At 41.1% G+C, this 12689-nt stretch carries 12 protein-coding genes and 1 pseudogene; 12 read left to right on the top strand and 1 reads right to left on the bottom strand.

Features of this window, described 5'->3' with window-relative positions; genetic code table 11:
- Positions 1-252: 252 nt before the first annotated feature.
- The 12 genes from murB (at position 253) to EAF07_RS10100 (ending at position 11698) form a co-directional block, all read left to right on the top strand.
- On the top strand, positions 253-1167 hold the full coding sequence (murB, locus tag EAF07_RS10155; RefSeq protein ID WP_121836434.1) for a UDP-N-acetylmuramate dehydrogenase: 915 nt from the start codon (positions 253-255) through the stop codon (positions 1165-1167).
- 6 nt (positions 1168-1173) lie between these two features.
- On the top strand, positions 1174-2328 hold the full coding sequence (locus EAF07_RS10150; protein ID WP_121836433.1) for an ABC transporter ATP-binding protein: 1155 nt from the start codon (positions 1174-1176) through the stop codon (positions 2326-2328).
- Positions 2312-3109 carry an ABC transporter permease gene (locus EAF07_RS10145; RefSeq protein WP_121836432.1) on the top strand — a complete coding sequence of 266 codons (798 nt, stop codon included), beginning with the start codon at positions 2312-2314 and terminating at the stop codon, positions 3107-3109. Before EAF07_RS10150 ends, EAF07_RS10145 begins: the two co-directional genes overlap by 17 nt.
- Entirely contained in the window at positions 3106-3882 is a 777-nt protein-coding gene (locus EAF07_RS10140; protein WP_121836431.1) for an ABC transporter permease, read from the top strand. The genes EAF07_RS10145 and EAF07_RS10140 overlap by 4 nt, the downstream gene beginning before the upstream one ends.
- Positions 3875-4942 (top strand): ABC transporter substrate-binding protein, encoded by a 1068-nt coding sequence (locus tag EAF07_RS10135; RefSeq protein ID WP_121836430.1) that lies wholly within the window; start codon positions 3875-3877, stop codon positions 4940-4942. Before EAF07_RS10140 ends, EAF07_RS10135 begins: the two co-directional genes overlap by 8 nt.
- Before the next feature lie 450 nt (positions 4943-5392).
- A complete protein-coding gene (locus EAF07_RS10130) occupies positions 5393-6946 on the top strand; it encodes a 2-isopropylmalate synthase (RefSeq protein WP_121836429.1) in 1554 nt (517 codons plus the stop codon).
- A gap of 9 nt (positions 6947-6955) precedes the next feature.
- Entirely contained in the window at positions 6956-7996 is a 1041-nt protein-coding gene (gene leuB, locus EAF07_RS10125) for a 3-isopropylmalate dehydrogenase (RefSeq protein WP_121836428.1), read from the top strand.
- On the top strand, positions 7993-8265 hold the full coding sequence (locus EAF07_RS10120; RefSeq protein WP_121836427.1) for a DUF1294 domain-containing protein: 273 nt from the start codon (positions 7993-7995) through the stop codon (positions 8263-8265). The genes leuB and EAF07_RS10120 overlap by 4 nt, the downstream gene beginning before the upstream one ends.
- Positions 8266-8278: 13 nt before the next feature.
- The gene (gene leuC / locus EAF07_RS10115; protein WP_121836426.1) at positions 8279-9658 is read left to right on the top strand and encodes a 3-isopropylmalate dehydratase large subunit; all 1380 of its coding nucleotides are present in this window, start codon (positions 8279-8281) and stop codon (positions 9656-9658) included.
- Position 9659: 1 nt separating this feature from the next.
- Positions 9660-10253 (top strand): 3-isopropylmalate dehydratase small subunit, encoded by a 594-nt coding sequence (gene leuD, locus EAF07_RS10110; protein ID WP_121836425.1) that lies wholly within the window; start codon positions 9660-9662, stop codon positions 10251-10253.
- A 39-nt stretch (positions 10254-10292) separates the two neighbouring features.
- On the top strand, positions 10293-11078 hold the full coding sequence (locus EAF07_RS10105; RefSeq protein WP_121836424.1) for an L-threonylcarbamoyladenylate synthase: 786 nt from the start codon (positions 10293-10295) through the stop codon (positions 11076-11078).
- Positions 11079-11230: 152 nt separating this feature from the next.
- Entirely contained in the window at positions 11231-11698 is a 468-nt protein-coding gene (locus EAF07_RS10100) for an 8-oxo-dGTP diphosphatase (RefSeq protein WP_121836423.1), read from the top strand.
- A gap of 47 nt (positions 11699-11745) precedes the next feature.
- On the opposite strand, the pseudogene EAF07_RS10095 reads toward EAF07_RS10100, so the two are convergent.
- Positions 11746-12214: pseudogene (locus EAF07_RS10095) on the bottom strand (DUF6688 domain-containing protein); the annotation flags it as partial.
- Positions 12215-12689 lie beyond the last annotated feature (475 nt).

The raw sequence follows: 12689 nt of genomic DNA, 5'->3' as shown, positions 1-12689 counted from the left end.
TTATATTTTGTCATAGTAAGGACTCATTTCTAACGCAAACGTCTCAGACTTAATTCCACCATAAAAATCCGTTTTAGACTAACTTCCGCTTCGAAAGCTAAAGTGGAAATTACTTTGGGAAATTACCCTAGGCAATGCTTGCTAAATTTATTATCTCAATCGGTCGTCAAACAGTTTTCTTTTTGATATAATAGAATCGGCTTTATGCCGATTTTTATCTTGTTTAGGCAGGATCTAGAGATGGAATGTATGATGTTAGATTTTATAAAAACTGAATTAGCAGGTATTGATGTTCGCGTTGATGAACCTTTGAAAAATTATACCTATACGAAAGTGGGGGGACCTGCGGATTTGTTGGCTTTCCCTCGTTCGCGTCATGAATTGCAACGCTTGCTCACCTTTGCCAAAACTCACCAGTTGGAGTGGACCGTTTTGGGAAATGCCAGCAACCTCATCGTGCGTGATGGTGGTATTCGTGGTATGGTGATTATGTTAGAGAAAATGGCAACGATTACGGTGTCTGGTTATGTGATTGAAGCAGAAGCTGGTGCCAATCTGATTGAGACAACTAGGGTTGCTAGCCGTCACAGTTTGACTGGTTTTGAGTTTGCCTGCGGTATTCCAGGATCAATTGGCGGTGCTGTCTTTATGAATGCTGGTGCTTATGGTGGTGAAATTGCCCATGTTTTGACATCGGCGCAGCTATTGACTAAAGACGGTGACATTATTACCTTGGAAGCTAGAGACTTAAAGTTTGGTTATCGCCATTCTGCGATTCAAGAATCTGGTGCGATTGTTCTATCTGCAAAATTTGCTTTAAAACCAGGAGATTACACACAAATCACACAGGAAATGGCACGTTTGACCCACCTACGTGAGTTGAAACAACCCTTAGAATTACCTTCATGTGGTTCTGTGTTTAAGCGTCCTGTTGGCTACTTTGCTGGAGCTCTTATCTCAGAGGCGGGTCTCAAGGGCTATCGTGTTGGTGGTGTTGAAGTCTCAACCAAGCACGCAGGCTTTATGGTTAATGTGGACAATGGCACAGCTACTGATTATGAAAACTTAATCGCTAGCGTGATTGAAAAAGTAAAAGAACATTCAGGTGTGACGCTGGAAACAGAAGTTCGTATCATCGGTGTATCTGAAGAAAATAGAGAGGAATAAGCTCAATTGACAAATCCAATTATTGCCTTTGAAAATGTCACTAAGACATTTGAAGATAGTGACACGCAAGTCTTAAAAAATATTAATTTTGAATTGGAAGAAGGAAAGTTCTACACCCTTTTAGGGGCATCTGGTTCTGGAAAATCAACCATTTTAAATATTATTGCGGGCTTATTAGATGCCACAAGTGGGAATATCTACTTAGATGGTAAGCGTATCAACGATGTTCCAATCAATAAACGTGATGTGCATACTGTCTTTCAGAACTATGCGCTTTTCCCACACATGACGGTTGCTGAAAATGTTGCTTTCCCACTACGCATCAAGAAAGTTGATAAAAAAGAAATTGACCAGCGTGTTGAAGAAGCACTTAAGATGGTTCGTCTAGAAGGTTTTGGTAAACGTTCGATTCAAAAATTATCTGGTGGTCAGCGCCAACGTGTTGCCATTGCTCGTGCGATTATCAATCAGCCTCGTGTGGTCTTGCTTGATGAGCCTCTATCAGCCCTTGATTTGAAATTGCGAACTGAAATGCAGTACGAACTTCGTGAATTGCAACAGCGTCTTGGCATCACCTTTGTTTTTGTTACCCACGATCAGGAAGAAGCGCTTGCCATGTCAGACTGGATTTTTGTCATGAATGATGGTGAGATTGTCCAATCAGGGACACCAGTTGATATTTATGATGAGCCGATTAATCATTTTGTTGCGACCTTTATCGGAGAATCTAATATTCTTCCAGGTGTCATGATTGAAGACTACTTGGTGGAATTTAACGGCAAACGTTTTGAAGCTGTCGATGGTGGGATGCGACCAAATGAACCTGTAGAAGTGGTTATCCGCCCAGAAGATTTGCGGATTACTTTGCCAGAAGAAGGAAAATTAGAGGTTACGGTTGATACGCAATTGTTCCGTGGGGTTCACTATGAAATCATTGCTTACGATAACCTAGGGAACGAATGGATGATTCACTCTACCCGCAAAGCCATTGAGGGAGAGCGTATCGGTCTTGATTTTGAGCCAGAAGATATTCACATCATGCGTCTCAACGAAACGGAAGAAGAATTTGACGCCCGTATCGAAGAATACGTTGAAGTGGAAGAAGTGGAAGACGGCCTCATCAATGCTATCGAGGAGGAACGCCATGAAGAAAACCAATAATGCCCTTTTTTCAGTTCCCTACCTCCTTTGGATTTTGCTATTTGTAGCGGCACCAGTCATGCTCTTGGTCTGGAAGTCACTTTTTGACATTGAAGGAAACTTTACCTTCAATAACTACGCGACCTTCTTTAGCAGCTGGACCTATCTCAGAATGAGTTTCAACTCCATTTTGTACGCTGGTATTATCACTTTGGTAACCTTTTTAATCAGTTATCCGACAGCTCTGATTTTGACCAAACTCAAGCACAAGCAGTTGTGGCTCATGCTGGTTATTTTACCGACTTGGGTTAATCTTTTGTTAAAAGCTTACGCCTTTATGGGGATTTTTGGTCAGCAAGGTGGTATCAATAGCTTTTTAACTTTTATGGGCTTGGCACCGCAGCAAATTCTGTTCACAGATTTTTCATTTATCTTTGTCGCTAGCTATATTGAATTGCCTTTTATGATTTTACCGATTTTCAATGCTCTTGATGATATTGATGGTAATGTCATCAACGCTAGCCGAGATTTGGGAGCGACAGAAATGCAGACCTTTAGAAAAGTTATTTTCCCACTCTCATTAAATGGGGTGCGTTCAGGCATTCAATCGGTCTTTATCCCAAGTTTGAGTCTCTTTATGTTGACGCGTTTGATTGGGGGAAATCGTGTGATTACTCTAGGAACTGCCATTGAGCAACATTTCCTTACCACTCAAAACTGGGGAATGGGAGCTACCATTGGCGTTATCTTAATTCTTGCTATGGTAGTGACAATGTGGGTGACAAAGGAGAGACGTCAATGAAAAAATTAGCTAATCTTTATCTTGCAGTCGTCTTCTTGATTCTATATATCCCAATTATTTACTTGATTTTCTATTCCTTTAACCAAGGTGGGGATATGAATGGCTTTACAGGAATGACTTTTGAGCACTATAGCATCATGTTTGGGGATAGTCGTCTTATGCTTATCTTAGTCGAAACCTTTTTCCTTGCCTTTTTATCAGCCCTATTAGCAACAATAATTGGAACCTTTGGAGCAATTTTTATCCATCAAACACGTCGTCGTTATCAAAACGGTCTCTTGTCAGCGAATAATGTTTTGATGGTTGCACCAGATGTGATGATTGGAGCAAGCTTCCTGATTTTGTTTACAACCATAAAATTTGAACTTGGTGAACTCTCTGTTCTTCTTAGCCATGTGGCTTTTTCGATTCCTATTGTGGTTTTGATGGTCTTGCCACGTCTTAAAGAAATGAACTACGATATGGTCAATGCGGCCTATGACTTGGGAGCGACCCGTTTTCAAATGATGAAAGAGGTCATGCTACCTTATTTGACACCTGGAATTATTGCAGGTTACTTCATGGCCTTTACCTACTCGCTTGATGATTTTGCGGTAACCTTCTTTGTCACAGGAAATGGTTTTTCAACGCTTTCTGTTGAGATTTATTCTCGCGCTCGTCAGGGAATTTCTCTTGAAATCAATGCCCTGTCTACGATCGTCTTTCTCTTTAGTATCCTTTTAGTGATTGGTTACTATTTCATTTCACAGGAGAAGGAGGTTACGGATGCGTAGATTATATTCATTTGTAGGTGGGATTTTAGCTATCGTGGCTCTGCTATTTAGCGTCAGCTTTTTCATGAAACAAAGTAGTGGTAGCGCTTCAAATAAATTGGTCATCTACAACTGGGGGGATTATATCGACCCTGATTTGTTGAAAAAGTTCACCAAGGAAACTGGCATTAAGGTCCAATACGAAACCTTTGATTCTAATGAAGCCATGTACACTAAAATCAAGCAAGGTGGGACAACCTATGATTTGGCAGTTCCATCTGACTATATGATTGATAAGATGATTAAGGAAGACCTCCTGGTTGAATTGGATCATGGTAAGATTAAGGGATTAGATAACATTGGTTCCGAGTTTATGGGACATAGCTTTGACCCCAACAATACTTACTCAATTCCTTATTTCTGGGGGACGGTTGGAATTGTTTACAATGCGACAATGGTCAAAGAAGCCCCTGAACATTGGGAAGACCTTTGGCGAGAAGAATATCGCAATGATATTTTGCTGGTCGATGGTGCCCGTGAGGTTATGGGATTTGGACTCAATAGCTTTGGATATAGCTTAAACAGTAAAGACAAGGTTGAACTGGCTGTTGTTGAAGCAAAGTTGAACGAATTAACGCCTAACGTTAAGGCAATCGTTGGTGACGAGCTGAAGCACTACATGATTCAGGGAGATGCTGCTATTGGCGTGTCTTTCTCTGGAGAAGCTAGTGAAATGCTTGATGGCAATGAGGACCTTGTTTATGTCGTTCCTAGTGAGGGATCGAACTTGTGGTTTGATAACATTGTCATTCCTAAGACGGTGAAGCATCAAGAAGAGGCTTATGCTTTTATCAATTTTATGTTAGAACCAGAAAATGCTGCGCAGAATGCCGAATACATTGGTTATGCGACACCGAATACTAAGGCAAGAGATCTATTGCCAGAAGAAATCACTTCTGACAAAGCTTTCTATCCAGACCAAGAAACCATTGAAAACCTTGAAGTTTACGATAACCTCGGGCAAAAATGGTTAGGTATCTATAACGACCTTTACTTGCAATTCAAAATGTACCGAAAATAAGATATAACGCAGAAGAAGTTGGATCACCAGCTTCTTTTTTATGTTGTGGGTAGAAAAAGTGTTCGAATCTGAACTTATAGATAATTGAATAAAGGTTAAGGCATCGTTAAGCAGTTTTGATGAACACTAAGTTCTATCAGCAGCTCCTTGCCTTGTCTTATTCCTTTGTCAATCCACTATAAAATAGAGGGTGAAGGAAGCCACAATCATAAAAATAAAAAAATTATCATTTTCCACTTGACAGAATTATCAGAAAAATATAGAATATTCATTAAATTAAAACACAAAGGAGAAAAAATCAAATGGCATTCACAATGACAACTGTTTTGCTATTGAGAATATCGGGCTAGTGCAAAAGCATTAGTCCTGTTTGGCTTACCAAGCGGGAGAGAAACACCTCGCTTGGTATATTCCAGCGAGGTGTTTTAAGTTTTAGAAAGTGGTGAGGTTATGCGTAAGATAGAATTTTTAGACACAACACTCAGAGATGGTGAGCAGACACCAGGTATAAATTTTTCAATCAAGGAAAAAGTAGCCATCGCAAAACAACTGGAAAAATGGGGAATTTCAGCAATAGAAGCTGGTTTCCCAGCAGCTAGTCTTGATTCTTTTGAAGCAGTTAGACAAATAGCTAAGGCAATGAAAACAACTGCCGTTTCTGGTCTAGCCCGATCTGTCAAATCAGATATTGATACTTGTTACGAAGCGATTAAGGACGCTAAATTTCCTCAAATCCATGTTTTTATTGCGACGAGTCCTATTCACCGTGAGTTCAAATTAAAAAAATCAAAAGAAGAGATTTTAGCGATTATCACAGAGCATGTAACCTATGCTCGTTCTAAGGTGGAAGTGGTTGAATTTTCTCCTGAAGATGCCACAAGAACTGAACTGGATTTTCTGCTTCAAGTGGTCCAAACAGCCGTTGATGCTGGCGCGACCTACATCAATATTCCTGATACCGTTGGGTTTACAACACCAGAGGAATATGGGGAGATTTTCAATTTTCTCATTGAGAATATCAAATCGGACAGAGAAATCATTTTTAGCCCACATTGTCATAACGACCTTGGAATGGCTGTAGCAAATACCCTATCAGCCATTAAAAATGGAGCGGGTCGTGTTGAGGGAACTTTAAATGGTATCGGTGAGCGGGCTGGAAATGCGGCGCTAGAAGAAGTTGCTGTAGCGCTTAGTATCCGTGAGGATTACTATGAGGCAAGCTCTGCTATTGCCCTAAAAGAAACTATTAATACTGCTGAAATGGTGTCGCGCTTTTCTGGAATTCCGATTCCTCGTAATAAGGCGGTCGTGGGTGGAAATGCCTTCTCTCACGAATCTGGTATCCATCAGGATGGCGTTCTGAAAAATCCATTGACCTATGAAATTATTACACCTGAACTGGTCGGTGTGAAACGCAACTCACTGCCGCTTGGAAAACTATCTGGTCGCCATGCTTTTATTGAGAAATTAAAAGAGCTTGATTTAGAGTTTGAAGAGGATGAAATCACCGTTCTTTTTGCGAAATTTAAGGCCTTGGCTGATAAGAAGCAAGACATCACGGATGCGGATATTACAGCGCTTGTCGCTGGTGCTGAAATTGAAAATCCAGAAGGGTTCCACTTTGGCAATCTGAGATTAGCTTCAAATCCTGATGATACGGTGACAGCAGTTGTCACTATGGTCAATATTGAGCAGGAAACGGTTGATGTCACAGCTGATGGCAAGGGTTCCGTGGAAGCGACTTACAATGCCATCGACCAATTCTTCCATCAAGAGGTCAAATTACTCAATTACAGCATGGATGCTGTCACAGATGGGATTGATGCCCAGGCACGCGTTACGGTTTCCATTGAAAATGCTGAAACGGGGACGATTTTCAATGCGTCAGGAATTGATTTTGATGTGATGAAAGCTGGCGCGATTGCTTATATCAATGCCAATGTTCTGGTGCAGAAAGAAAATGCTGGTGAGATAGGTCACCGACTATCAGAAAAAGAAATGTAAGGTGAAATGATGACAAAGAAAATTGTAACCTTGGCAGGTGATGGGATTGGTCCAGAAATTATGGTTGCTGGGCTGGATGTTCTAAAAGCTGTCTCAGAAAAAATTGGCTTTCAATATGAGCTGGATGCTAAACCCTTTGGCGGTGCTGGTATTGATGTCAGTGGTCATCCCTTACCAGAAGAAACCTTAAGAGCAACGCAAACAGCAGATGCTATTTTATTAGCAGCTATCGGCGGTCCCAAATATGACACTGCCCCTGTTCGACCAGAGCAAGGTCTGTTAGCCCTCCGTAAAGCTTTGAACCTCTATGCTAACTTAAGACCAGTTAAAATTTTTGAACCTCTCAAGCATTTGTCTCCACTTAAGCCTGATCGCATTGAGGGCGTGGATTTTGTGCTTGTGCGTGAATTGACTGGTGGGATTTACTTTGGGGAGCATCTTTTAGAAGTCGATAAAGCTCGGGATCACAATGATTACACATCGGACGAAATCCGACGAATCATGATTAAGGCATTTGACATTGCTCGTACGCGTCAGAAAAAAGTAACCAGCATTGATAAGCAAAATGTTTTAGCAACTTCTAAACTATGGCGACAGGTGGCTGATGAAGTGGCTAAAGATTATCCTGATGTGATTTTGGAACATCAGCTGGTTGACAGCGCAGCCATGCTATTGATTACCGATCCTGCTCATTTTGATGTCATTGTCACGGAAAATTTATTCGGCGATATTCTCTCTGATGAGGCGTCAGTCCTGTCTGGTACTCTTGGCGTCATGCCTTCGGCTAGTCATTCGACTGATGGTCCAAGTCTCTACGAGCCAATTCACGGTTCAGCGCCTGATATAGCAGGGCTGGGCATTGCCAATCCCATCTCAATGATCTTGTCCGTTGCTATGATGCTTCGAGAGTCCTTTGGTGAAATCAAGGGGGCAGAAATGATTGAGAAGGCAGTCGAAAAAACTTTCGCAGATGGCATTTTCACAAAAGATTTAGGTGGAGAGGTAACAACCTTGGAGATGACTCAAGCCATCATAGGTAACCTGATATGATACGGGAGATATTGATTTATGGCAGTCTTTGGAATATCTTTGTCTTTGTCCTTTACGGTATTGATAAAGGCAGAGCTGTTCGTGGCAAGTGGCGGATTTCAGAGAAAACATTGTTACTGCTAACCTTGTGTGGTGCAGGTCTTGGAGCCTTCTTAGGTGGCAACTATTTTCACCATAAAACACGAAAATGGTATTTTCAAGTCATCTGGTACTTAGGAATTATTATCCAAATTGCTATCTGTTATGTGATTTGGAAAGTTAGAAAATGATAGGGGGAACTGAATGGGTGGACAATCGATATTTGACAAACTTTGGGAACGCCATGTGATTGCTGGAAAAACTGGTGAACCTCAACTCCTGTACGTTGACCAACATTATATTCACGAGGTGACCAGCCCTCAGGCTTTTGATGGCCTGCGAGAAGCCAATCGGCAGGTTCGCCGTCCTGATTTGACCTATGGGACTTTTGACCACAATGTTCCGACAGTGAATATTCATGACATCCGAGATGTGATTTCAAAGGCACAGATGGATGCTCTGGCGAGAAATGTGAAAGAATTTCAGATTCCTCACGCTCCGCACGGCTCAAAACATCAAGGCATTGTTCACATGATTGGACCGGAGATGGGATTGACCCAACCTGGAAAACTGATTGTCTGTGGAGATAGTCACACCGCAACTCACGGTGCCTTTGGAGCGATTGCTTTTGGAATTGGAACGACAGAAGTCGAGCATGTTTTTGCAACTCAGACCATTTGGCAAGTGAAACCAAAAAAGCTACTGATTAAATTTACAGGAAAACCACCAAAAGGTGTCTACGCTAAAGATTATATCCTAGCTCTGATTGCCAAGCATGGTGTCGCTCTCGGTGTCGGCTACGTGGTGGAATATGTAGGTGAAGCTATTGACGCTTTGACCATGGAAGAACGCATGACCATCTGTAATATGTCCATCGAATTTGGGTCAAAAATGGGAATTATGAACCCTGACCAGACGACATTTGACTATGTGGCGGATAAGAAACACTGTCCAAGACAGTTTGAGGCAGCTGTGGCAGATTGGAAGACATTAGTATCAGATAAGGATGCACATTACGACAAAATAATCGAAATGGATGTGTCAGAGTTAGCTCCTATGGTGACTTGGGGAACAAATCCTTCGATGGGTGTTTCTTTTGACCAAACCTTCCCAGATATTCGTGATATGAATGATGAAAGAGCTTATCACTATATGGGACTAGAACCAGGGCAAAGACCAGATACGATTGAAATCGGCTACGTATTTATCGGCTCTTGTACCAACGCTCGCTTAAGTGACTTACAGGTGGCAGCAAAATATGTCCTTGGTAAAAAAGTTGCAGATGGTGTGACAGCCATTGTTGTTCCGGGGTCTAGACCAGTAAAACAGGCGGCAGAGCAACTAGGTTTGGATAAAATTTTTACAGATGCAGGTTTTGAATGGCGAGAACCGGGCTGCTCCATGTGTCTAGGAATGAATCCTGATAAGGTTCCATCTGGTGTGCATTGTGCTTCAACCAGCAACCGCAATTTTGAAGACCGGCAGGGAGTTGGCTCTAAACCGCATCTTTGTAGCCCAGCCATGGCAGCCGCGGCAGCAATTGCAGGACGCTTTGTAGATATTAGACAGCTAGAGGGGGTGTGAGATGGAAGCATTTACTATCTATTCTGGAACAACCGTTCCTTTGATGAATGATAATATCGACACGGACCAGATTTTACCCAAACAATTCCTGAAATTAATTGATAAAAAAGGCTTTGGGAAGTACCTCATGTACGAATGGCGCTATCTGGACGATGATTATACTGAGAATCCTGACTTTATTTTCAATACGTCTCCTTATCGCAAAGCAAGTATTCTGATTACAGGAGATAATTTTGGGGCCGGATCCTCACGTGAACATGCAGCGTGGGCGCTAGCGGATTATGGCTTTAAAGTGATTATTGCAGGTTCTTTTGGAGACATTCACTATAATAATGATTTGAATAATGGGATTTTGCCCATCGTCCAACCTCTAGAGGTTCGGCAGAAGTTGGCCAATTTAAAATCGACAGACCAAGTCACCGTGAATTTATACGAGCAAAAAATTCTATCGCCAGTAGGAGAATTTTCCTTCGATATTGACGCGGACTGGAAACATAAATTATTAAAAGGGCTAGATGACATTGGCATTACACTCGAATACGCAGATGCTATTGCAGCATATGAACGCAATCGCCCAAGCTATTGGCAAGACTAACTAACGCATTAAACATAAAAAGAAAAGTAGGTAATTATTATGACAAAACACGTACATTGGGATGGCACACTTAATCAAGAAGGATTTGATATTCTAAATGGAGATGGTGGTTGTATCGTGACCCCAACTAAGGTTGGTTATATTATTATGACCAGTGACCGTGCTGGACTTGAGCGCAAATTTGAAGCCAAAGAGCGTAACCGTAATAAACCAGGTGTTGTTCTCTGCGGCAGCATGGAGGAGCTCCGTGAACTGGCACAATTAACCCCAGAAATTGATGCCTTTTACCAAAAACATTGGGATGAGGATATTTTGCTCGGCTGTATTTTGCCGTGGAAACCGGAGGCTTATGAGAAATTAAAAGCCTACGGTGATGGACGGGAAGAACTCATGACGGATGTCCGTGGCACCTCATGTTTTGTCATCAAATTTGGTGTAGCTGGTGAACAAATTGCCAAAGAAATGTGGGAAAAAGAAGGGAAGATGGTTTACGCTTCATCTGCAAACCCTTCTGGTAAAGGAAATCGTGGGAAAGTTGAAGGTATCGGTGAACGAATTGAAAAGGCTGTTGATCTTGTCATCGAAGCAGATGACTATGTCGCCTCTATTCAGCCAGATAAAACTGTTGAAACCCGCTACGAACAAGGCGTTATGGTCTCAATGGTCGATAAAGATGGCAAACTCATTCCTGAACAAGGAGCTGGAAGTCGCTCTATTGATAACTGCCCAGTTGTTATCCGTAAGGGGCTTGACATTGATAAAATTATGATGCACCTCTCAGACCACTTCAACTCATGGAATTACCGCCAAGGCGAGTATTATTAAAAAAACAATAAAAGGCGCTGTTAAGCGTCTTTTGGTGTATAATAAATACTAATAGTTTAACTGAGGCTATTACAATGTTAACTAATTGGGGAATTTTACCAATCAGAAGCCTGAAAAGAGTAAACTGATAAACAACAGAAAGTGAGGACAAGATGGCAAGAAGTGAAGAGGTTATTTTAACCAACATGTGCATGATTGAAAACGATAAGGGAGAAGTGGTCATGCAGATCCGAAGTCCCGAACGTTATAGCTGGGATGGCGCAGCGTATCCGGGCGGACACATCGAATTAGGCGAGAGCTTACACGAAGCTGTTGTCCGAGAAGTCTATGAAGAGACAGGATTGACCATTAAAAATCCAAGATTGGTTGGTGTCAAGCATTTTCACACAAGAGGAGAAAGTATCCGTTATCTTGTATTTCTCTACAAGGCAACTGAATTTGAAGGGAATATCAGATCATCTGATGAGGGAGAAATCAAGTGGGTTCCAAAAACTGATTTTAAAACAATTGATTTGGCAGACTCTATGGATGATATTATCCAATTCTATGAAGAGGAAAATACGTCTGAACTGTTCTACCTTCGAGATGTGAATGATATTTTACAGAGACAGTTTTTATAAGTAAAAAGCTCCAAATGGGGCTTTTTCTGATAGTTATATAATTGTTATTATTTTGCTGGTTTTGTGATATATTGCAGTGCGATACGGTTTTCAGGTTTTGCATCACAGAGATAAATGACCGTCAAGAAACACCATTCTAAGGGGTTCATTAGGAAATAGATAATATCTGCTTGCCACGGTGACTTGATCTGTCTAGCAATTGGATAGCCATAGGTGTCATAAATGTGTCTTATCACCTTATGTATTCGTGGTAGTTTTTCTTCAATGATCTGCTCAAAGGCATTGGCAATTAGCAATTGACGATTAACGACGATGTGGTGACCATGACGAACGCCCATACGAATAGGTTTAACCAGACGCTCCGACAGTACAAAGATAATGCTCATCGTAGAAAATATCTGGGGGTGATACCTTGGTTGATAAGGTCCAGTCACTTGTCTCAGTACATGCTTTAATCATATAATCTGGTTCCTGTCCAAATAAGGTTAAGAGACTAATCACTATATTGGAGTATGGCTTTGATTAGAATAGAGTTGTACTTGCCATACATCGGTACTGACACTAAAAGAAATAAGAAAATACGATCCCCCCCCTAAAAACATGCTACCTAAATCAAATAACCGAGTATCTACTAAAGCTTTTTTTCAGTATTTAAAATTGATATAAGCTAATATAGAGGGAAGAGGATATATTAGAGGAGATACGTAGAGGGCAACAAATAAATAGAAGAAGATATCAAATAGATACCCTCTAAACAAAAATAGGAGAAGATATACAACAAGTAGTGAAACGCATAATAAAAAATTTAGAAGTTTTCATAGTGCCATTATATGCTAATTCATAAAAAAGAAAAACAAATGATAGGCTAAATTCCCAAACTAACTTCCACCGTCTGTTAAAGTGGAAGTTAATCTGATAAAACCTCTAACAACCAGTGGAAATCCGTGTCAGGGTAAGTTCCACTGGTTTTTATAATGGTTGATTTTATTGC

This window comes from Streptococcus hillyeri (assembly GCF_003686955.1).
Taxonomy (GTDB): Bacteria; Bacillota; Bacilli; order Lactobacillales; family Streptococcaceae; genus Streptococcus; species Streptococcus hillyeri.
The sequence above is the reverse complement of the archived record's forward strand: the minus strand, read 5'-3'. Positions and strand labels throughout refer to the sequence as shown.

What these genes read in the sequence shown, in the direction of transcription:
- murB (WP_121836434.1), top strand. Translation starts at nt 253, where the DNA reads ATGTTAGATTTTATAAAAACTGAATTAGCAGGTATTGATGTTCGCGTT.
- EAF07_RS10145 (WP_121836432.1), top strand. Translation starts at nt 2,312, where the DNA reads ATGAAGAAAACCAATAATGCCCTTTTTTCAGTTCCCTACCTCCTTTGG.
- EAF07_RS10140 (WP_121836431.1), top strand. Translation starts at nt 3,106, where the DNA reads ATGAAAAAATTAGCTAATCTTTATCTTGCAGTCGTCTTCTTGATTCTA.
- EAF07_RS10135 (WP_121836430.1), top strand. Translation starts at nt 3,875, where the DNA reads ATGCGTAGATTATATTCATTTGTAGGTGGGATTTTAGCTATCGTGGCT.
- EAF07_RS10130 (WP_121836429.1), top strand. Translation starts at nt 5,393, where the DNA reads ATGCGTAAGATAGAATTTTTAGACACAACACTCAGAGATGGTGAGCAG.
- leuB (WP_121836428.1), top strand. Translation starts at nt 6,956, where the DNA reads ATGACAAAGAAAATTGTAACCTTGGCAGGTGATGGGATTGGTCCAGAA.
- EAF07_RS10120 (WP_121836427.1), top strand. Translation starts at nt 7,993, where the DNA reads ATGATACGGGAGATATTGATTTATGGCAGTCTTTGGAATATCTTTGTC.
- leuC (WP_121836426.1), top strand. Translation starts at nt 8,279, where the DNA reads ATGGGTGGACAATCGATATTTGACAAACTTTGGGAACGCCATGTGATT.
- leuD (WP_121836425.1), top strand. Translation starts at nt 9,660, where the DNA reads ATGGAAGCATTTACTATCTATTCTGGAACAACCGTTCCTTTGATGAAT.
- EAF07_RS10105 (WP_121836424.1), top strand. Translation starts at nt 10,293, where the DNA reads ATGACAAAACACGTACATTGGGATGGCACACTTAATCAAGAAGGATTT.
- EAF07_RS10100 (WP_121836423.1), top strand. Translation starts at nt 11,231, where the DNA reads ATGGCAAGAAGTGAAGAGGTTATTTTAACCAACATGTGCATGATTGAA.